Genomic DNA, 25,648 nt, shown 5'->3' with positions numbered 1-25,648 from the left:
TAAAGTACAGTCTAGTTTTAAACCAGACTGTACAAAGCCTCATATCTTATTTTTTAAACGCTCTGATTAATGTAATATAACCTTTAAACACTTCGTACTGATCGCTTCCTGCCTTTTTAACCCGCAGTAAGTAATAGTAAGTGCCTTCATTCAAGCCCTCGCCTGTCCAGTTATTCTGGTAGCCTTTAGCTCGGAATACCTCATTGCCCCAACGGTTAACAATCTGCAGTTCGTTAACCTGATATTGGTTAATGCCCAAGATTTCGAAAGTATCATTTATACCATCACCGTTTGGTGTAAACAGGTTAGGTATGGTAAGGCCAGCGAAGTTAGCCGTTAATGTTACCGCTGCCACATTGGTATAATAACCAAAGGCATCTTTCACCCTATAGGTAAAGACATCATCACCCGTATAACCTGGGTTAGGTGTGTAGGTAATCGTACCATCAGGATTCACTGTTACTTTACCATGCTGAGGCTGACCTACAATCTCTACCGTTAATTTATCAAGCGTAGAATTTCCAGGATCATCATTTGCCAACACATTAATGGTAACCGGTTTATTTGCTACGGTACCACCCACATCATCAACCGCTTTTGGCGATTTATGGAATGTGATAACAGTTGCTGTGTTGTTGTTTTCGGAAGTCCCTGAAACGTCGGTTACATTAATACCACCAAGTGTTTTGGCATTTACCGTGGCCGTATTAGTTACTGTTCCCAGATCTTTATCAGCCTGGGTTAAGGTATATACTTCAACATCGGTTATAGTGGCTCCAGGAGCCAAACCACCAGGTATTGCAATTACCTTATTGCTTAAGCTAAGTTTAGCATCAGTTAAGGTAACGGTATTTAAAGTGTTGGTCCCTGTGTTTTTGATTACAAACGTATAGGTTACCTGGTTACCGCTAAATGCTGCTGTTTTAATCAAAGTTATAGCGCCCATAACCGGAATCTGTGTTACGGTTGGCGTATTATTGTTTTCGGCTGTACCAGAGATATCGCTAACGGAAACATTTGCCGGTGTTTGACCCGTAATAGTTGCACTATTGGTTACGCTTGCGGCATCTTTATCGGCTTGTGTTAACTGGTAAACATAGCTGTCGGTTACGGTAGCACCCGGGGCAAGTATACCAGGAATTACCCTGTTCAATCCAAGTTTAGCATCCACCAATGTAATGATGTGCAAGGTTACATTTCCAGTATTTTTAATACTAAAATTATACGTAATGCTATTTCCGTCAGCACTTAGCGTACCTGTTTTAACCAGGGTAATGGTAGAAGCCGGAGCAATTACTGTTACCGTTGCATCACCAACAGCAGGCGTATTCGGATCATCGGATTGCTTACTTATGGCACCACCGTTTGGTGTTTGCGCCGTTGCAGTTGCCTGGTTGGTAAACGAACCATTATTTACTTCTGTTAAGGTAATGGTGTGTTTAGCAGTCACGGTTACACTTATACCTGGTAATAAACTTGCAATGCTAACCGGAATGATCGATCCTGCATCGGCACCAACATCGGTTACGGCAACATTTGTTAGGGTTACGTTGCCCGTATTGGTTACCACAATGTTGTAATTAATTACATCGCCAACTTTGCTCACCGTATTGGTGGCTACTTTGGTTAAACTCATCGCTGGTGCTGCCACCAAGGTTACCGTTACCGGAACAGTTACGGTAGTAGTACCACCTTTGCCATCACTTATGGTTACGGTAAAAGCATCGTTACCTACATAACCCGAAGTTGGTGTATAAGTATAAGTACCATCCGTATTTACCACTACTGTACCATGTGCCGGAGGCGTGCTAACCGTAAAGGTAAGTGCATCGCCATCTACATCACTTGCGGTTATTGTTCCGTTGGTTGCTGTATTTTGAGGTATAGTAATGACTGGTGCAGTTGCAACAGGTGCATCATTAACCGGGTTTACGGTTACAGACACCGTTACTGTAGTAGTACCACCTTTGCCATCGCTAACGGTTACGGTGTAAGTATCAGTACCGTTATAGTTTGCTGCAGGCGTATAAGTGTAAGTACCATCAGCATTTACAACTACTGTTCCATGTGCAGGAGGCGTGCTTACCGTAAAGGTAAGTGGATCACCATCTGCATCGGTAGCGGTAATCGTTCCGTTAACCGAGGAATCTTCAGGAGTCGTGATGACTGGTGCAGTAACAACCGGTGCAACATTAGTTGGGTTAACCGTTACGTTGATCGTTACCGTGGTTGTTCCACCTTTACCATCGCTTATCGTTACGGCAAATACATCGGTACCACTGTAATTATTGGCCGGTGTATAAGTATACGTTCCATCTGGATTTACCACGACAGTACCGTGTGCAGGTAGCGTAGTGACCGTGAAGGTTAACAGATCGCCATCTACATCACTTGCTGTAATGCTTCCGTTAACCGGGATGTTCTTATTGGTAATGATGGCCGGCGCAGTTGCAACAGGTGCATCATTAACCGGACTTACGGTTACAGAAACCGTTACTGTAGTGGTACCACCTTTGCCATCGCTAACGGTTACGGTGAAAGTATCAGGACCGTTATAGTTTGCTGCAGGCGTATAAGTGTAAGTACCATCAGCATTTAACACTACCATTCCGTGTGTTGGTGGAGTACTTACCGTAAAGGTAAGCGGATCACCATCTGCATCGGTTGCCGTAATGTTTCCATTCACCGCATTATCCTCATTTGTGGTAATCGCAGCTGCAGTAACAACCGGTGCAACATTAGTTGGGTTAACCGTTACGTTGATCGTTACCGTGGTTGTTCCACCTTTACCATCGCTTATCGTTACGGTAAATACATCGGTACCACTGTAATTATTGGCCGGTGTATAAGTATACGTTCCATCTGGATTTACCACGACAGTACCGTGTGCAGGTAGCGTAGTGACCGTGAAGGTTAACAGATCTCCATCTACATCACTTGCTGTAATGCTTCCGTTAACCGGGATGTTCTTATTGGTAATGATGGCCGGCGCAGTTGCAACAGGTGCATCATTAACCGGACTTACGGTTACCGATACCGTTACTGTAGTAGTACCACCTTTGCCATCGCTAACGGTTACGGTGAAAGTATCAGTACCATTATAGTTTGTTGCAGGCGTATAAGTGTATGTACCATCAGCATTTACAACTACTGTTCCATGTGCAGGAGGCGTGCTTACCGTGAAAGTAAGCGGATCACCATCTGCATCGGTAGCGGTAATCGTTCCGTTAACCGAGGAATCTTCGTTGGTGATAACCGCTGGTGCAGTTGCAACTGGTGCAACATTAGTTGGGTTAATGGTGACGTTGATCGTTACCGTGGTTGTTCCACCTTTGCCATCGCTTATCGTTACGGTAAATACATCGGTACCACTGTAATTATTGGCCGGTGTATAAGTATATGTTCCATCTGGATTTACCACGACAGTACCGTGTGCAGGTAGCATAGTGACCGTGAAGGTTAATGGATCACCATCTACATCACTAACCGTAATGGTACCGTTAAATGGAGTATTTTTATTGGTGATGATGGCAGGTGCAGTTGCAACAGGTGCATCATTAACTGGGTTTACGGTTACAGACACCGTTACTGTAGTAGTACCACCTTTGCCATCGCTAACGGTTACGGTGAAAGTATCAGGACCATTATAGTTTGCTGCAGGCGTATAAGTGTAAGTACCATCAGCATTTACAACTACTGTTCCATGTGCCGGAGGCGTGCTTACCGTGAAAGTAAGTGGATCACCATCTGCATCTGTAGCGGTAATCGTTCCGTTAACCGAGGAATCTTCAGGAGTCGTGATGACTGGTGCGGTTGCAACAGGTGCACGGTTATCTCTAATGTTAACAGTAGCAGGTATGGTACTTGCAGTGATTAATGCATTATTGGTTATTGCATTCATCGTTAAGATGACCGTTTCGTTTCCTTCGTTAAGATTATCATCAAGAACCGGAACAGCAACTGTTACTGTTTTTTGTCCGGCAGGTATAGTTACTGTTGTACCAATTGAAGTATAATCTGCACCACTTGTTGCTGTACCTGCCACGGTATAAGTAATCTGGGTATCGGTTGTTGATGCATTACTTAAAGTAAAGATAAACTGACCAGGTGTTGAAGGTTCTGCACCATCGGCTGTCGCGCTTACTGTAACTGTTGTATTTGATCCATCGAGAATATTAATTGTTGCAGGAACATTGTTTACCTTTACCGCCGGATTACCTGAAACGGTTAGGGTAGCGATTACGATTTCTGTTCCTTCTACAACCGCATCACCTAATACCGGAATGGTAATGGTTGCAGTCGTTTGACCAGCAGGAATCGTAACTGTTTTAGTTACAACCGGACTGTAGTCACTACCTTCTGTTGCTGTACCACCTAATGTATAAGTAAGCTGTGTATCCGTAGCAGATGCTTTGCTTAGCGTTATGGTAAAGGTTCCGTTTACAGGGCCAGTTTCGTTACCGTTTATTCCGGCCGTAATTGTCGCGACAGAAGCATCATTATCAATAATGGTTGTGCTTGCCGTATTTGTCGAAATAGTTACCAATCCACCAGTTATATTACTAATGCTTGCGCTAAATGTTTCGTTCGTTTCAACAATATCATCATCGTTAACCGAAACAGTAAACGTTAAGGTAGTACCCGCCGCAGCACCTGCAGGGAAGGTTAATGTTCCAGTAGCGGTGGTGTAGTCTAATCCAGCTATTGCCGTTCCGTTGCTTGTTGCATAATCAACTGTAAATGCATTTTGAACAGCTGCATTTAAGGTTACGGTAAAGGTAGCTGTACCTGCTGCTTCGTTAACTGTCGGGCTTGTAGAAATACTTAGCGTTGCATTATTGTTATCTGCAATGTTAATGGTTGCCGCAACGTTGCTAACGGTTACCTGTGGGTTTCCTGAAGCCGTTAAAGTAGCGATAACGTTTTCAGTACCTTCTACAACTGCATCGGTTAATACCGGAATACTAATGGTTCCGGTGGTTTGACCAGCTGGAATGATAATCGTCCTGGTAATCGCAGTATAATCACTACCCTCGGTTGCTGTACCACCTAAAGTGTAAGTAAGCTGAGTATCGGTAGCCGATGGTTTGCTCAAGGTTACCATGAACGTTCCATTTGCAGGGCCGTTTTCGTTACCGTCAATACCTGCCGTAATGGTAGCCACTGCGGTATCGTTATCGATAATGGTAGCCGTTGCTGTACCTGTACCAATGGTTACCAATCCACCTGATACATTATCAATTGTACCACTAAACGTTTCATTCAGTTCAACAATATTGTCGTCGTTAACTGGAACGGTAAATGTCAGGCTTGTACCTGCCGCTGCGCCTGCAGGGAAAGTTAACGTTCCGCTGGTCGTCGTATAATCAAATCCTGCAGTTGCATTTCCATCACTTGTGGTGTAACCTACAGTAAACGTATTTTGAACAGCAGCATTTAGTGTTACTATAAATGTGGCTGTACCTGCTGATTCATTGATGGATGGATCAGTTGAGATACTCACTGTTGCAGTATTGTTATCGATAATATTAACACTTGCAGGAACATTACTAATGGTAATTAAAGTATTGCTAGAAGTTATTAACGTAGCAATAACGTTTTCAGCACCTTCTGCAAATGCATCGCTTAATACCGGAATGGTAATCGTTCCGCTAGTTTGACCTGCAGGAATGGTAATGGTTTTGGTTACAATTGCAGCATAATCACTGCCTTCGGTAGCCGTTCCTGTTAAGGCATAGGTAATTTGGCTATCGGTAGCTGAAGGATTATTCAAGGTAACCGTAAATGTTCCATTGACCGGGCCGTTTTCGTTACCATTTGTACCAGCTGTTATCGAAGCAATTGAAGAACCACTATCGGTAATATTCACAGTTGCAGGTGTTGTACTTGCAATGATCGAACTGTTATTGGTGGCGGCATTCATGGTTAATACAACCGTTTCGGTTCCTTCAACGATATTATCATTTAATACTGGCACAGATACCGTTGCTGTCGTTTGTCCTGCAGGAATGGTTACCGTATTACCAATAGTTGTATAATCGGTTCCGCTGATTGCTGTTCCACTTAGTGCATAGGTAATTTTTGTATCCGTTGCCGATATACGGTTTAACGTAAAGGTAAACTGACCTGGGATAGCCGGCTCAGCACCATCTGCTGTTGCAGAAACGGTTACTATAGCATCTGTATTATCTAAGATGTTAATCGTTGCTGGTGTGCTGCTTACGGTTACCAATGGATTTCCAGAGGTTGTTAGTGTTGCTATAACCGTTTCAGTTCCTTCAACAATTGCATCGGCCGATACCGGAATGATAATCGTTCCAGTAGTTTGACCAGAAGGAATGGTGATGGTTTTGGTTACCGTAGCGTAATCACTTCCTTCTGTTGCCGTTCCACTTAAAGTATAGGTAATCTGCGTATCAGTAGATGCCGGTTTACTTAAGGTAACCGTAAATGTTCCGTTTAGTGGTCCGTTCTCATCTCCTGCAGTACCTGGCGTAATGCTTGCTACTGACGAATCATTATCGGTAATGGTTACTGTAGCCGAACCGTCTGCAATAGTAACCAATCCGCCCGTTACGTTACTGATTATTCCATTGAAAGTTTCACTTGGTTCTACCAGATTATCGTCAATAACCGGTACGGTAAAGGTTAAGCTCGAACCTGCCGCCGAACCTGCAGGGAACGTTAATGTTCCGCTACTTGCTACATAATCTAAACCAGCGATTGCCGTTCCGTTTGAAGTATTATAATCAACACTAAATGCATTCTGTACTGCCCCGCTTAAGGTTACCGTAAAGGTTGCAGTGCCCGAAGCTTCATCTACATTACTTTGGAACAGCGATATACTGGCCGCTACCGAATTGTTATCCAGAACATTAATGGTTGCAGGCGTATTGCTTACGCTTACCAAAGGATTATTGGTACTTGTTAAGGTAATGACCACGGTTTCATTTCCTTCTACAACTAAATCAGTTACCACAGGAACCGTTATTGTTCCTACAGTTTGACCTGCAGGTATGGTAATGGTTCTCGTAATCGCAGTATAATCGTTGCCTTCTGTAGCGGTTCCGCCAACAGTGAAAGTAATCTGGGTATCGGTAGATGATGGATTACTTAAGGTTACGGTATATGATCCGTTTACAGGTCCGTTTTCGTTTCCGTTTGTACCTGCACTGATGCTTGCGACTGACCTATCATTATCCGTAATGGTTACAGTTGCAGATGATGTACCAAGGGTAACTACGCCGCCTGTAACATTGCTTAGTGTGGCACTTAAGTTTTCTGATGGTTCAACCAGATTATCATCATTAACCGGAACCGTAAAGGTTAAGGTTGCACCCGCTAGTGAGTTTGCAGGGAAAGTTAAAGTTCCGCTGGTAGACGTATAATCGGCACCTGATATTGCTGTACCATTGGCTGTAGCATAATTTACGCTGAAGCTATTCTGCACGGCAGTGCTTAAAGTTACGGTAAAGATTGCCGTACCTGCATTTTCGTTAATTACTGGTGTAGCAGATATGCTTACTTTGGCTACATCTTCATCAATGATATTTATTGTTGCAGGCGTGTTATTCACCGTAATTACCGGATTGCTCGAAGCTGTTAAAGTCGCAATTACGGTTTCAGTACCTTCAGCCAATACATCTTTCATCACCGGAATAGAGATGCTTCCGGTGGTTTCACCCGCAGGGATGATAATTGTTTTGGTAATGGCTCCATAATCGGCGCTTTCTGTTGCTGATCCGGTTAAAGCGAAAGTTAAGGTTGTTGGTGTAGCTGACGGATTGCTTAGCGTAACGTTAAACAGCCCGTTTACCAAACCATTTTCATTGGCATTGGTACCAGCAGTGATGGTAGCTACAGCACTATCATTATCAGCAATATTTACTGTCGCCGGACTTGCGCCGATGGCAACGTCTGCGCCTACCACATTGCTTAATCCAACAGTAAACGCTTCTGAGTTTTCGATCAGGTGATCATCAATTATCGGAATAACGACATCGAATACTGTACCTGCCGGCGAATTTGGCGGGAAGGTTATGGTTCCACTGGTTGCAGTATAATCTAATCCCGATAAGGCTGTGCCATTCGCCGTTTTATAATCAACAGTAAAACTATTTTGAACCGCAATATTTAAGGTAACCGATAAAGTTACCGTACCAACTGCTTCGCCAATGCTGGCCGCGTTGATCGAGATACTTACATTGGCTGTATTGGCATCGAGAATATTGATACTCGAAGGCACAGTATTTACCGAAATGGCAGGGTTATTCGATGTACCCAAAGTCGCAATAACCGTTTCGGTGCTTTCTGCCACGGCATCAACAATTACAGGAATACTGATTGTTCCGGTAGTTTGACCAGCGGGGATCGTAATCGTTTTGGTCACTATGGTCGTGTAATCGATGCCCTCTGTTGCAGATCCGCCCAAAGTATAGGTAATCTGTGTATCGGTAGCCGATGGATTACTTAAGGTTACGACAAATGTTCCGCTAACCGGACCAGTTTCACTTCCGTTAGTACCTGGAGCAATGCTGGCCACAGCGGTATCGTTATCGGTAATGTTAACCGATGCTGTTGATGTTCCGATGGTTACCAATCCACCTTGAATATTGCTTAGTACAGCGCTCAAAGTTTCTGATGGCTCAACCAGATTATCATCATTAACCGGAACGGTGAACGTTAATGTTGCACCTGCCGGCGAATTTGCAGGGAACATCAATGTACCTGTTGTTGCGGTATAATCTAAACCAGCTGTAGCAGTTCCATCTACCGTTTTATAATCAACACTGAATGAGTTTTGTACTGCTGTACTTAAAGTAACCGTAAAGGTAGCCGTTCCAGCTGCTTCATTTATTATTGGTGTGGCAGAAATGCTTACAGTAGCCGTATTGTTATCCAGAACATTAATAGTGGCAGGGTTATTATTTACACTAACCAATGGGTTGTTTGAAGTACCCAAAGTTACAACAACCGTTTCTGCACCTTCTACTATCGCATCTGTCAATACCGGAATAGTAATGGTTCCTGTAGTTTGACCAGCAGAAATGGTGATGGTTTTCACAATTGGGGTATAATCACCACCTTCTGTTGCGGTTCCTCCTACGGTATAGCTAAGCTGTGTATCAGTTGCCGATGGATGACTTAAGGTTACCGTAAATGTTCCGCTTACCGGGCCGCTCTCGTTACCATTTGTTCCTGCGGTAATGGTGGCAATTGCGGTATCGTTATCTGTAATGTTAACCGTTGCTGGTGTGGTACTTGCTGTAATAGCACTATTACTCGTCGTAGCAGACATGGTTAATAGCACAGTTTCGGTTCCTTCTACCAGGTCGTCGTTCAATACCGGTACACTCACCATAGCAATGGTTTGTCCGGCCGGAATAGTTACCGTTGTTCCGATAGCAGTATAATCGCTTCCACTTGTAGCGGTTCCACCTACCGAATAGGTAATCTGCGTATCCGTTGTAGAAATATTGCTTAAATTAAAAGTAAACTGACCTGCAGTAGCTGGCTCTGCCCCATTTGCAGTAGCGGTTACTGTTACGGTAGCGGTAGTTTGATCAGCAATATTGATGCTAGCAGGTGTATTGCTTACCGTCACCAATGGATTATCCGAATTGGTTAAGGTAACCACCACGGTTTCTGTTCCTTCTACAATATTATCGCTTAATACCGGAATGGTAATGGCACCAGTAGTTTGTCCGGCAGGAATGGTGATGGTCTGTGTTACAATCGGACTGTAATCGCTACCCTCTGTTGCTGTTCCTCCAATGGTATAGGTAATGGTAGTCGGCTGCGATGAAGGATTGCTTAAGGTAACTACAAATGTTCCATTTACAGGCCCATTTTCAGCACCATCTGCTCCTGCAGCAATGCTGGCTACAGCCGTATCATTATCCGTAATATTAACAGTAGCCGGTGTTGTACTTGCTGTAACCGAAGCATTATTGGTTGCAGCGATCATGGTTAAAATAACGGTTTCTGTACCCTCTGCAATATTATCATCCAATACCGGTACGCTTACCGTTGCAGTGGTTTGTCCGGCAGGGATGGTTACCGTTGTTCCGATAGCGGTATAATCGCCAGCGCTTGTAGCTGTTCCGGTTACTGTATAGCTAATCTGTGTATCAGTGGTGGCTACATTGCTTAGGGTAAAGGTAAACAAACCTGGTGTTGCAGGTTCTGCCCCATTCGTTGTCGCAGCTACGGTTACGGTAGCTGTGGTATTATCGGTAATGTTAATGGTTGCAGGCGTATTGCCTATGGTTACCAGCGGATTGCCCGAGTTGGTTAAAGTTGCCGTTACGGTTTCTGTATCCTCGACAATATTATCGCTTAATACCGGAATGGTAATGGTACCTGTAGTTTGTCCGGCCGGAATGGTAATGGTTTTCGTTACAACGGTACTGTAATCGCTGCCTTCAGTAGCTGTTCCACCTAAAGTGTAAGTTAAAGTAGTTGGCTGAGCAGATGGATTACTTAGTGTAACCGTAAATGTACCATTTGAAGTTCCATTTTCATTACCTGGTGTACCTGCAGTAATGGTGGCTACTGAAGTATCGTTATCCGTAATATTAACTGTTGCAGGAGCCGTGCTGGCCGTAACTGAAGCGTTGCTGGTGGCAGGTACCATGGTCAAAATAACGGTTTCCGTACCTTCTGCAATGTTATCGTTCAATACCGGTACATTTACCGTTGCCGTTGTTTGTCCGGCAGGGATAGTGACTGTAGATCCTATTGCGGTATAATCTACTCCGTTTATTGCGCTTCCACCCACACTATAGGTAATCTGTGTATCTGTTGTTGATACATTACTTAAGGTAAATGTAAATAAACCTGGTGTAGTTGGCTCTGCCCCATCATTGGTTGCCGATACCGTTACTGTGGCTGTAGTGTTGTCAGCTATATTTATAGTTGCAGGGCTATTGTTTATCGTTACCAATGGATTTCCAGAGGTCGTTAACGTAGCTGTTACAGTTTCTGTTCCTTCTACTATGGCATCGTTTAATGCCGGAATAGTAATGGTTCCTGTGGTTTCTCCCGCCGGGATAAAAATGGTTTTGCTTATTGTAGTGTAATCGCTTCCTTCAGTTGCAGTTCCAGCCAAAGTATAGGTAAGCTGTGTATCTGCCGATGATGGATTGCTTAAGGTTACCGTAAAGGTTCCGTTAACAGGTCCATTCTCATCGCCTGGTATTCCCGCAGTAATCGTTGCTTCTGAAACATCATTATCAACAATAGTTGCTGTTGCTGTGGCATTGCTGATTAACACCACACCACCTGTAATATTGCTTAATGTTGCACTAAAGATTTCCGCTGACTCGGCAATATTATCATTATTGATCGGAACGGTAAAAGTTAACTTATCTCCAGCCGCAGCATTTGCCGGGAAGCTTAAAGTTCCGGTCTGAGTGGTATAATCTGCCCCTGCAATTGCAGTCCCGTCAGCTGTTGTATAATCTACAGTAAATGCATTTTGAACCGCATTGTTTAAGGTCACGGTAAAGGTTACTGTCCCATCGGCTTCATTAACCGTAGGCATAGTTGAAATACTTACACTTGCGGTATTGGCATCGAGGATATTGATTGATGCAGCTGTTGCACTGATACTTACAGATGGATTGCCAGAGCTGAACAAAGTTGCAATAACCGTTTCAATGTTTTCGCTAACAGCATCCACTAGTACCGGAATGGTAATGGTTCCCGAAATCTGACCTGCAGGAATAGTAATGGTTTTGGTTACAATAGTCGTGTAATCACTTCCTTCGGTTGCTGTTCCACCTAAATTATAGGTAAGCTGTGTATCAGTTGAAGATGGATTACTTAAGGTTACGATGAATGTTCCGTTTACCGGACCGGTTTCATCGCCGTTTAAACCTGCGGTAATGGTCGCTATCGAAGTATCATTATCGGTAATGGTTACCGCAGTGGTACTGGTTGCAATGGTTACCAAACCACCTGTTACATTACTTATTGTCGCGTTGAACGTTTCATTTGATTCAAGAAGGTTATCGTTATTAATCGGAACGCTAAAGGTTAAAGTTGCCCCCGCAGGAGATCCGGCAAGGAAAGTTAATGTTCCGCTTGTGGTAGTATAATCTAAGCCTACTCCGGCTATTGCAGTGCCATTGGTGGTTGCATAATCAACTGTAAATGCGTTCTGAACAGCCGCACTTAAAGTGACCGTGAATGTTGCTGTTCCATCGGCTTCGCTTATACTGCCTGGTGTGGCAGAAATACTTACTGTAGCGGCATTATTGTCGTTAATATTAATGCTTGCAGCTGTATTATTTACGGTTACCAACAGATTTCCTGATGTAGCTAATGTCGCAATCACGGTTTCTGTTCCTTCCACTATCACATCGCTTAACACCGGAATGGTAATCGTTCCGGTAGTTGAACCCGCAGGGATGGTAATGGTTTTGGTTACGATTGCAGTATAATCACTGCCTTCGGTTGCTGTTCCGTTTAAAGTATAGGTTAGCTGTGTATCGGTTGAAGATGGATTGCTTAAGGTTACCGTAAAGGTACCGTTCACTGGTCCGTTTTCATTTCCTGCGATGCCTGCTGTAATGGTTGCAACTGAACTATCATTATCGCTAATGTTTACAGTTGCAGGTGTTGTACTTGCTGTAATAGCAGCATTACTTGTGGCAGCCGCCATGGTTAAGATTACCGTTTCGCTACCTTCTGCAATATTATCATCCAATACCAGAACCGATACGGTTGCCGTGGTTTGTCCGGCCGGAATGGTTACCATAGTACCAATCGAAGTATAATCGGCCCCGCTACCAGTTGTTCCACTCACCGAATAGGTAATCTGCGTATCGGTTGCAGATACATTACTCAAGGTAAAGGTGAACTGACCAGGTGTGCCTGGCTCGGCACCATCAGCACTCGCCGCAACGGTTACTGTAGCCGTTGTGTTATCGGCAATATTAATACTTGCGGGGATATTGCTTACTGTAACAGCGGTATTATTACTTGCAGTTAATGTAGCCACAACGGTTTCAGTACCTTCTACCAGTGCATCGGTTAATACCGGAATAGTGATGGTTCCAGTGGTTTGACCTGCTGGGATAGTGATTGTTTTGTTTACAATGTTTGAATAATCACTTCCTTCGGTTGCTGTTCCACTTAAAGTATAGGTAAACTGTGTATCGGTTGCCGATGGACTACTTAAGGTTACGGTATAGGTTCCGTTTACTGGTCCGTTTTCGTTTCCTGATGTTCCTGCTGTAATGGTGGCTATCGACGTATCGTTATCGGTAATGGTAACTGTAGCTGTACTGTTGGCAATGGTTACCAAACCACCTGTTACATTACTGATAGTGGCGTTAATGATTTCGTTTGGTTCAACAATATTATCGTTCGTAATCGGAATGGTAAAGGTTAAAGTTGCACCTGCCAACGATCCCGCAGGGAAGTTTAATGTTCCGGTTGCAGCGGTATAATCGCTACCCGAAATAGCCGTACCGTTCGAGGTGGCATAATCGACGCTAAAACCTGACTGAACTGCATTGCTTAAGGTTAAGGTATAGGTTGCTGTTCCTGCTGCTTCATCGATACTGGTTGGCGTAGCAGAGATACTCACTGTAGCCACATCATTATCATTAATGGTTCCAATTCCTTCGGCCTGCGTAATGCTAAACGGAGCAGTAGCACCACTTAAGGTTACTTTGAAGGTTTCGGTACTTTCAGTGATGTTATCGTTTGTTACCGGAATAAGAATTGTTTGGGTTGCACCTGAAACAGAACCCGCAGGGAAAGTAACTACACCTGTTTGAGCGGTATAATCAGACCCTGCAATTGCTGAATTGTCAGCAGTTGTATAATTAACTGAAAGCGCATCCTGTATATTTCCGGTCAATGTTACCGTGAAGGCCATGTTGCCAACGTTTTCTAAAGCAGAAACACTGTTAATGGCTACACTTGCTGCATCATCGTCAGTAATACTGGCTGTTCCTGTTGCTCCTGCCCCAGGAATCGTTACTGTCGATCCGGCACTGATGCTGTTTAAGGTTACCGTAAAGCTTTCAGCAATTTCGGTAATGGCATCATTAATCACCGGAATATTGAAAGTTTGCGTAGCTCCATTAACAGAACCCGCAGGAAAAGTTACACTACCTGTTGTTGCCGTATAATCGGAACCAGCAACTGCCGTTCCGTTGGCAGTTGAATAATTTACGGTAAATGCATCCTGAACGTTACCAGTTAAGGTTACCGTAAATGAGGCATTACCTGCATTTTCCACTAACGATATGTTATTGATTGCTACCGTTGCCTGATCATTATCCGCAATATTTACAGTTGCAGGAATGGTACTTGTTGTAATGGCCGGATTGCTTGTTGCGGCCGTCATGGTTAAAATAACAGTTTCTGTTGGCTCCACAAAAGTATCATCCTGCACCAATACCTGTACGGTTTTACTGGTTTGTCCAGCCGGGATTGTTACCGTTGTACCAAGCGAAGTATAATCTGTTCCGCTGCCTGCTGTTCCACTTACCGTAAAAGTAACCTGTGTATTGGTTGTGGCAGCATTACTTAGGGTGAAGGTAAATAAACCTGGCGTACCTGGTTCTGCACCATCATTGGTTGCGGCTACGGTTATTATTGCGGTTGTATTATTGGTAATATTAATCGTTGCCGTTTTATCAGCAGGAATTGATGAAACGTTTACCAATGCACTGGTTGTAGACACCAGGGTTGCCACAACTGTTTCTGTTCCTTCAACCAATAAATCGGTTTGAACAGGAATTGTGATCGTTCCGGTAGTTTGCCCTGCCGGGATAATAATGGTTTTGGCTATTGTTGAGTAATCAGTTCCCTCTGTTGCAGTACCACCTAAAGTATAGGTAATTTCTGTATCTGTTGAAGATGGGTTACTTAAGCTTACCGTAAAGGTTCCGTTGACAGGTCCGTTTTCGTTTCCTGATGTTCCTGCAGTGATGGATACCGTTGCCGCATCGTTATCTACAATGGTTGCTGTAGCAGTGGCATTACTGATAATAACTCCCCCCCCTGTAATTCCACTTAAGGTAGCAGTAAAGGTTTCGGATGCTTCAGCAATAACATCGTTGTTTATCGGAACGGTAAAAGTTAATGTACTTCCTGCAGCAGCATTTGCCGGGAAGGTTAAGGTTCCGGTAGTGGTGGTATAATCTAAACCTGCTAATGCAGTACCATCAGCTGTGCTGTAATTTACACTAAACGGGTTTTGAACTGCATTGTTCAGGGTAACTGTAAAAGTTGCCGTTCCCGCAGTTTCATTGATGGTAGGTGTAGTAGAAATACTGATACTCGCCGTATTGGCATCAATAATATTGATATTTGCCGGCGTCGTATTTACAGTTACCGCATTGTTCGAGGTGGCTAAAGTGGCCGTTATCGTTTCTGTACTTTCAGTAACAGCATCAGGCTGAACATCGAGGGTAATGGTTCCTGTAGTTTGACCAGCAGGAATGGTAATGGTTTTGGTGACCACCGTTGAGTAGTCGCTTCCTTCGGTTGCTGTTCCACCTAAAGTATAGGTTAATTGTGTATCGGTTGATGCCGGATTGCTTAAAGTTACCACAAAGGTTCCTTTTATTGGTCCGGTTTCGTTACCGTTTACACCTGCTGCAATAGTCGCAATGGAAGTATCGTTATCCGTAATGGTTACCGGAGCAATTGCAGTGCCGATGGTTACCAGTCCACCAGTTACACCTGTTAAGGTTCCATTGAAGGTTTCGCTTGGTTCAACCAGATTATCGTTATTTATTGGAACGGTAAATGTTAAGGTAGCGCCCGCAGCAGAATTTGCCGGGAAGTTTAAAGTTCCGCTGGTGGCGGTATAATCAAGTCCGGCAACTGCTGTTCCATTTGTAGTGGCATAGGTGACATCAAATGCACCCTGAACAGCACTGTTAAGCGTTACCGTAAATGTGGCCATTCCGGCAGCCTCATCTATACTGGTTGGGCTGGTCGAAATGTTAACCGCAGCCGTGTTGTTATCCAGAATATTAATGCTTGCCGTTTTATTAGCTGGCGCTGTGGTAATGCTTACTAAGGCACTGTTTGAAGCCAGAAGATTGGCAATAACTGTTTCTGTTCCTTCTGCTGCCAAATCTGTTTTAACAGGTATGGTAATCGTTCCGCTGGTCTGGCCTGCAGGAATAATAATTTTTTTGGTTACAATGTTATCATAATCAGCACCTTCTGTTGCTGTTCCACCCAAAGTATAGGTAATCTCCGTATCTGTAGAGGATGGATTACTTAAGGTTACCGTAAAGGTTCCGTTTACCGGGCCATTTTCATTCCCAGTAGTTCCGGCAGCAATGCTTGCAACCGAACTATCATTATCAGTAATGGTTGCATTAGCTGTTCCGGTAGCAATAGTGACCAAACCGCCTGTTACATTGCTTAATGTTACAGCGAAAGTTTCACTTAGCTCGACCAGATTATCGTTCGTAATGGCAACAGTAAAGGTTTGAGTTGCGCCTGCAGCTGATCCGGCTGCAAAAGTAATGGTTCCGTTTTTAGCCGTATAATCTGTCTCTGCAGTGGCTGTACCATCTACAGTAGCATAATCGACCGTAAATGCATTTTGAATGCCATTGTTTAGGGTTACCGTAAATGTAGCTGTTCCGGCACCTTCGTCATAACTAGCTGGTGTTGCCGAAATACTTACCGTAGCGGCATCGTTATCTGTAATGGTAACTGTTCCGGTTGCGGTAGTAATAGTAGCCGGCCCGGTTATTCCAGAAAGTGTAGCTGTAAAGGCTTCACTGGTTTCGGTAATATTATCGTTGATTACCGGAACGGTAAAAGTTTGCGTAGCGCCATTTACCGACCCCGCCGGGAAGGTAACGGTTCCGGTAGTTGCGGTATAATCGCCCGGTTGAACGGCGGTACCATCGGCAGTAGAAAAATTAACGGTGAAACTGTTTTGTACGGCTCCTGTTAAGGTTACCGTGAAGGTAGCTAAACCACCCGCTATATCTTCTGCAACAGAAATATTGTTTATGGCTACAGAAGCATTATCGTTATCCACAATTGAGGTGCTTACACTAGCATTGCCTAAAGATGCCGGACCAGTAAGCGATCCGATAGAAACGCTGTAATCTTCTGTATTTTCCAGTATATTATCATCAATTATCGTAACAGGGAAAGTGATGGTACCACTTGCTGTGCCAACAACCGATCCCGCAGGGAAAGTAATGGTCGAACTGCTAAAGTTATAATCAGCAGCATTTGTGGTATTCGGCGTGATTCCGGTTTGCACCGTTACCGGCGATGCAAGGATTGTTCCTGCTGTTCCGGTTAGGGTAACGGTATAATTAACAGCACCAGCATTTTCGTTAACTGATACAGGTCCTGATAATACAACAGTTGGATAGATGCTCACATTCACCGTAACCGGATCGCTCACTACTCCATCGGCTGTTGTTAGGGTATAAGTATAACTATCTGTTCCGGTGTAACCTGCATTTGGTGTATAAGTAATTTTTCCGGTTGCATCTACAGTTGTTGTACCATGCACACCATTCCCTGCTGATACAGTTGTATTGTTAGCTGTTGCACCGTCATTGGCTTTAACATCAGTAGTAACCGGTATGTTTATCTGAGTATTTGCATTATCGGTTAGCCCTACAGGTTTAATCGAAATGATAAAAGTTTGTGCTGCACTTTGGTCTACACCACCATTTGCAGTGCCTCCATTATCATTTAACACCACAGTTACAGTAACCTTGCCCGCAAAGTTCCCTGAAGGTGTGTAAGTTAAGTTTCCTGAAGCATCTATAGCAGGTTGTACCGTAAACGAAGTGTTGCTGTTATTGCTGACTACAAAGTTTACCGTTTGGCTTGCAACCTCATCGGCCGGACCAGCCACAACAGCTGTAGCCCAATTGTTTACCGTTTGTGCACCTGCATTCGCATTGATCAGCTGATCTGCACCTTTAGTAAATGAAGGCGCATCGTTTATTGGATTTATGGTTATGTTAACATTTTTAGCTACATCGGCATAAGCTGTTCCATCAGATCCGTTCCAGCTAAAGCTTGTTAAGCCATTAAAATTGGCATTAGGTACGAACGTTATTTTATCTAAGTCAACATTATTAATTTCCTGCCTTGCAGTAATATTTACGCCATTTAATTTAAGTGCACCATTGGCTGGAAGACTTACAATCTGAATTTTGCTTAAAGCACTATTCTCCACATCGGTAAAACGGGTGGTAAAATCGGTTATTGCAAAAGGAATAATGGTATCCTCATCTCCTGATTTACCAAAATCATCAACAACCGGTGCATCATTTACTGGTGTAACCAATATATTAACTGTAGCAATTGCGGAGTATGATGTGCCATCGTTTCCGGCCCAGTTAAAGCTAATATTTCCATTAAAGTTTAAACCTGGAACAAACACTAAATTTGGAATTTCAGAAGCCAGTATCTCCTGGCCTGCCGATACTGCCGAGCCATTGAGCAATATGGCACCTTGTGCAATTGGAGGAAGGTTTGACAACTGAATTTTTGATAAGGCATCACCTTCTACATCATTAAAATTGCTGGTAAAATTCCCCAAGGTAAATGGCAGGTTAACATCTTCTGCGGTAGTTAAGTTAATATTGCCTATGGTTGGCAAATCGTTAACTGGTGCAATGATAATGTTTACGTCATTTTGTACAGTTGCATATGCTGTGCCATCGCTACCGTTCCATTTAAAGGTAACTGCTCCATTAAAGTTTGGCGCAGGAACAAATGTTATGTTGGCCAAATCTGTCGCCGCTATTTCTTGTCCGGCAACAATATTAGTTCCGTTCAGTTTTAATACCCCCTGGCTGGCTGGAGGTAAGGTTACCACCTGAATTTTATTTAGCGCATCTCCATCTGCATCAGTGAAGTTGCCTGTAAAATCGCTTGCTGTAAAGTTTAGTGTTACATCTTCCGCACCTGCTTTGGATACAGCAGCGATTACCGGATTATCATTAACCGCAGCAATAGTAATATTCACATTTGCCGGCGCATTTGCATAAGCAAGTCCATCGCTACCATTATAACTGAACGATACATTACCATTAAAGTTAGGTGCAGGCACGAAAACAAGATTAGCTAAATTTGCTGTTGTAATTTCTTGTCCGATTGTTACATCAACACCATTTAATTTAAGGATTCCCTGTGCTGCTGGAGGTAAACTCAATACCTGTATTTTAGCCAATGTACCATCTACATCGGTAAACTGATTAGTAAAATCAGCACCAGTAAAAACCACATTGGTATCTTCTGTTCCATTTTTAGCCACATTGGCTACTGAAGGAATATCGTTAACCGGCTGAATACTTAATGTTACCGTTTTGGTATCGGTTAAAGCCGGCCCTCCTGTATTGCCCTGATCGTTAATATTTACAGTTAGGATAACATTGCCATTTGCGTTTGCTGAAGGTGCATAGGTTACTTTATTGGCTGCAATAAAAGTATTGATAGCGCCGATGCTTCCTGTAATCGTGATTGCATTAGTGCCTGTTCCGGCAATGGCTATACCCGCCTCGCTGGTTGCGCTTATCGTACCTTGGCCAGATGGAACGCTTAATGTAACGACAACGTTCAGGTTGCCTGCATCGGCATCTGCAAAGCTGATTCCGCTTAATGCATTTGGTGTATCCTCAACAACCGAAATTGAAGTTGGAACTGTTGCAATTGGCGCAATATTATAATCTTCTCTCCAATCCCGTTCGGCAGTTGCCGGTGTATCTAAATTAGGGAATGAATTAGGGTTCTGGCCATTTGTTGGATTATAGGCAGCATCATTATTATCAAAAGCATCATCCAGGCCATCTTTATCTGCATCAGTACCCAATGCCACTACATTAGCAATACCATTATTATCGGTATCATATGCTTCAATGGTATCGCTATCTCCATCATTATCCGAATCTAAGTCGAGGTAATCTGCCTGATCTGCACCATCTGTATTTACGGGTACAATACCCGCTCCATAAGCATCATCTAAGCCATCATTATTAGCATCAACACCAGAAGGCGGAAGATAACCAGCAGTACTTTGTGCTTCGATATTATCCGGAATACCGTCTCCATCAGAATCAAGGTCTAAGAAATTCGGAATGCCATCGCCATCCGTATCGGTTACGCCTTCTACCGAATCTTTAATACCATCACCATCCGAGTCAAGATCGAGGTAATTTGGAATACCGTCTCCATCATTATCTTTAACTGTTACTGGAGTACCTGAAGGATCGCCAGTTAAAGTACCCGTAATGTTATTGTAGTCATCTGCAATATCAACAATTCCATCATTATCAAAATCGTTGGTTAAACCTGTACCCACTTTTCCATCGCCATCTACATCTGGTCCGCCATTTTCTATTACATCGTTAATACCGTCATTGTCCGAATCAAGATCAAGGAAATTAGGCACACCATCACCATCTTTATCTGGCGGCGTATAACCTCCGTTAGCGGCTAATGGAACACCATTGGCATCTACATTAGCAGGGCCGATTAAACCGATTCCTGGTAAACCATTGTTATCAGGATCAGAACCACCCGCTTCTATTACATCCGGCACACCGTCACCATCAGAATCCAGGTCATGGTAATTTGGTAAACCATCCCTTCCTCCAGTGTCTGTCATGCCATCTACCGTATCTAAAATACCATCATTATCGTCATCCAGATCAATTCCATCCGGCACGCCATCTTTATCATAATCTGATGAGCTTCTCCAATCTCTTTCTCCTCCGGGCACCTGAACATCTGGCATTGAAAGCGGCGTTTGCCCTCCGTTGGTTGCATAGCCTATCGGACTGGTATTGCCATTATCGTTATCATAAATGTCAGCTAATCCATCACCATCAGCATCAGGCAGCAAATCCATAATTCCATCCGGAGTGGATGCGCCTGTCTGATTATTTTTAACGTCGACTTCTAATGGACTGGTTACTGCATTTTCAAGCCAGTCTCTAAATCCATCGTTTTCAGCATCCGTATCTACATAATCCGGCGCACTACCCCCATCGGCATTAGAATAACCAGAAATAGCTCCGCCATTATTTACATCATAGGCATCATCTATTCCATCGCCATCCGTATCCAGACCTTTAGGGGCTACATATAAAGTGGTTGGTAAACCTTCAACAATATCAATAATGCCATCATTGTCGGCATCGATATCCAGGTAATTCGAAAGGCCATCAAAATCCCTGTCCTGGTTAAACAATGTACTAATCGTTACAAAATCCGGGTCGTTCAAATCTGAAAGACCATCTTTATCGGCATCAACGATTGGTCCCGTGCCAATAATACCATCGTTTTCGCTATCTATAATATAAAAAGCCGCTTCATAAGTATCTGGTATTCCATCCCCGTCGGAATCGAGATCCAGGTAGTTTGGCTTGCCATCTTTGTCTTTATCCTGAATAACCAAAGGTGTTCCCCCGTTATTGGGATCAACGGCATTGGCTAATCCATCACCATCCGTATCCACGAAAGCACCAATACCAAAGCGTCCATCATTATCCGGATCATTATTTGGATTTCCGTTCGATTCAATTGCATCTACAATACCATCGTTATCCGAATCTACATCCAGGTAATTAGGAATTCCATCGTTATCAAAATCGCTGATTCCCTCAACAGTATCCGGAATGCCATCATTATCATCATCCTGATCAATGCTATCCGGTACACCATCGCGATCTGAATCTATTGTAAGATTAACTACGTTAGAAATGACACTCGCACAAGCATTATCAGTTTGCGTAACCAGCACCCGGTATTTGTAACCTTCCATGGTACTGTTAACCCCGGTAATGGTGAGGGTATTGGTGGTTGCTCCACTGTATAGACCACCATTGCTAATATTGGTAAAACTAGTTCCATTGTTGGTACTAAGCTGCCATTGATATTGGCTGGTACCACTGCCACCAGTTGTGGCTACATTTAAAGTAACATTAGATAAAGCCCTAACATTTTGGTTAACTGGCTGTGTGGTAATTGTACTTGCCGTACCTACGGTAATTACAACCGGACTTGTGGTTGCCGATTGGCATACCGTTCCGTTTAGGGTAGATACTGTTATTCTCCGGTATTGGGTAGTTTGGGTTAAAGCTCCCGGCGCATACGTAGCCGATGTTGCGCCTGCAATTACATTCCAGGTAGTGCCATTGGTAGAATTTTCCCAGGTGTAAGTTATGGTGCCTGCTCCTGTACCGTTAGCTGTAGAGCTGATGGGTACTGGTGTGGTATTGGCACATATGGTTTGGTTCGCGGCAATAGTGCCAGGCGTAACCGCACTCTGTACAGTAACATCAAATGTAAAAGTGTTGCCGCTGCAGTTGTCTAAAACCGGAGTTACCGTATATCTTACAGTTGCACTGGCAGCTGAGTTATTAACCAAAGTTTGGCTAATTGGCGCGCTAACAGCTGTAGTCACATTGCTAAATCCGGTAACGTTGCTACCGCTGATTAAACTGGCTGTCCAGGTATATTTTACATTTACGTTGCTTGATGTTGGACTAACAGAGAATGTTCCGTTGCTACAAAGCGTTGCCGGGTTACCAGCTGATGCTGAAATATTCGGTCCAATTACTGTGGTAATGGTAAATGTACTACCACTACAACCCGCATTAGTTGGTGTAACCGTATAAACAACGTTAGCTGTGGTTGTGCCGGTATTGGTTAAGGTTTGTGCAACCGAGGAAGCATTTGTTCCGGTAGTTGCACCTGTTACCGTGCCACCGCTAATAACAGGAGCAGACCAGGTATAAGTTGTACCTGCTGGTGCTTCAACTGGTGCAAAATTGAAAGAACCCGATACACACAGGTTATAATTTTGATTTGAAATGCTGGGCCTTGTGGTTACACTTATGGTTACTGGTGTTGACGGTGCATTAGTACAACCTCCTCCACTTACTATGGCCCTAAAAGATGTGGTTACATTAAGGTTGGTATAGTTTAAAGTTGTAGAAGTTGTATTAGGCAGATAAGTACTCCAGGTGGTACCATTATCAGTAGAAAACTCCCATCTAACCGGTGTAGCAGTTGTATTAGCCAAGGTTAAAGTGCCGTTGCTGCCACTACAAACGGGCGATGCACCCGTGATTGTTCCTGTAGAGGTAACGGTAATGGTATGGGTAGCCGTTTTAGGTGTACACCCTGCTGCCGAAGCGGTAACAATTGCAGTTCCATTAAATAGCGGTGAAAAAGTAACCTCGCCGGTAGTAGCATTAATAACAGCCTCTGAACCGGTAGTGTTGATGCTGTAGGTTATTCCGGTGGTGTTCGCAGCCGTGGCCGTATAGGTTTGCGTACCCGCTCCCTGGCACCTGGTAGATGTGCTTCCGGCAGCAAATACCGGAGTACCCACTATACCATTTACCTGTATAGTTCCCGAAGCCGATACATTCGGGCTTCCTCCCGTTGTGGTTACCGTATAACTTTGAGGCCCGCTTGTGGCCGTAGTTGGTGTGCCGGATATGGTCAGTATTTTTGTAGCCGGATTATAATTCTGATTAATACCCGCTGGCAAACCTGTAACATTGGCTCCCGTTGCTGTCCCCCCTATTGAATAGGTAATATTAGTAATAGCGGTACCAATACATACTGTTTGCGCATCTGATGGAGGCGATGATGGTGAAGTTAATGATATTGCCGTAATGGGTGTCGTACTTATCGTAACTGCATCATTGGCTGTATTTGGGTCTGATTGAGTACCTGTAATGGTTGCCGAGTTGCTATAATCGCCAGAAGCATTTACTTTGGCTGTAATAACCAGCGTAGCCGATGCATTTGGCCCCAGCGAACCGATGTTCCAAACACCTGTAGTATTTACATAGGATGTTCCGGTAGATGCCGTATGGCTTACGTAGGTATAACCAGATTTTAAGAGATCGGTAACCGAAACACCCAAAGCAGTACCTACACCAATATTACTTGCTGTTAATGTGAATTTTACGGATCCATTTACAGCAGGGGTAGCATTATCTACCGTTTTGGTAATCGACCGGTCTACATTACATAAGGCTACAGTAATAGGTAATGATTGCGCACTGATACCACAATCTAATTTAGAAGTAATGGTATAAGTTCCGGATTCAGTTGGCGCATAGGTCATACCAGTTGCTCCTGGTATAGCCACACCATTAAAATACCATTGAAAAGGGGCAACGCCAGTTGGATCTGCACTTAAGGTAGCACTGCTGCAGGCGGTTTGCGACAATATAGGTTTTAAGGCCTGTTCCGGTAATGGCGTAATAAAATTAGACATGGAATAACCACCACCATTTTGTACCATCGCAATATTCATCCGCGTGCCGCTGGTAAAGGTTAATGTAGCGGGCGAACTAATATTTACATTCGTAAAATCGATAATATAGTTTCCTGTACTTCCCAATTGCCTTCTTACGCCCACCCCCGCAATAGATTCCAAATCGATAGCAGTATAATTGTTAGTACTGCTTCCGGTAGTAGTTAAAAAGATTTTATCAGTAGCACTTTTAGTGGTGATATAACTAAAATAAGGTAAATCAGTATTGTTACTTCGCCTAAATTTATAGGTTTTGGCAATTAAACTGCCTCCGCAGGTAGCTACTGGTGCCAGTGTTAGCATATCTACCTCACAGCCATCTGCTGTACCTGAATAGGCTACAACATTTTTTGTCGATAATACCCTTGATGAGCTATATTGACTGCTCCCTACACCATTTGGTATGGTTACAAAACTACCTGCAGCTACTAAAGTGTAAGAATTGGTTGAAGCCAGTGAACCATTGGCATTGTAATTGGTGACCGTAAGTGTTGTATTAGCTTGTGTAGCCACAATGGTGGTTTGTTCCGCAGTGGAATTACCAGCACTTCTGACAATGAGATATTCGCTGCCTAGAGAAGTAACAGGAGGAACAGGATTAAACACCCCATCGCCACAACCTGCAGGAGAATCTAAATTAGAACCCGAATTCATTACTACTGGTGCCGAACTTTCGACCAAACCGCCAATTGCGGTTTGAAAAATGTAACTTTGTCCCGTATTTAAAGTCGTTATGGCCGTTCCATTTAACTTAATGGTCGTATTATTTTCGAGCGCCATTACACTATATACTACATTGCTCAACCCAGTTCTATAATAACCGACCCTAAAAGAAGTTCCTATTGCAGCATCGCCAAAACTGAATAATGCAGAATTTCCTTTAATATTAGCATCTGTATAAGCATCAGAAGCTATATTCCGGATGTTAACTGTAATTGGATTATTGCCCTCTACAATAATTCCACGATCGTTAAGTATCGTATTTATCACATTGGCGGCAACAGTATTCGGATCACCCACAAAACGATAAACTGCTGGTGCTGCTGGTGTTGGTGTAAGCGTGGTAACCAATGTTCCATCACTTTTTTTTACGTTAACCGTAGTTCCAGCTGTATTGGTGGTAACAACTAACTCGTTTGCCTGGCTCCAATATTGCCAGGGCGCTGGTGCAATGTAATGGGTTTTATAAGTCTGCCCAAATGCCGTCCCGAAATTGAAAACAATAATAGCGAATACAAAAAACACCCAGCGGCTAAAGCAGCTAAATTGTTTTGTTAAATTAATTTCCTTACCAAAAAATATATGCGAATAACTGGATAGAGAGTGTAAATTTTTATTCAT

Annotated in this window: 1 protein-coding gene; it reads right to left on the bottom strand. The window is 43.5% G+C overall.

Annotated elements, in window-relative coordinates:
- Positions 1-46: 46 nt before the first annotated feature.
- On the bottom strand, positions 47-25,648 hold the full coding sequence (locus tag ACN9MR_RS07450; RefSeq protein WP_426328982.1) for a Calx-beta domain-containing protein: 25,602 nt from the start codon (positions 25,646-25,648) through the stop codon (positions 47-49).

The organism is Pedobacter sp. R-06 (genome assembly GCF_049913135.1).
Classification (GTDB): Bacteria; Bacteroidota; Bacteroidia; order Sphingobacteriales; family Sphingobacteriaceae; genus Pedobacter.
Note: the sequence above shows the minus strand (reverse complement) of the source record. Positions and strands in the feature narration are given on the sequence as shown.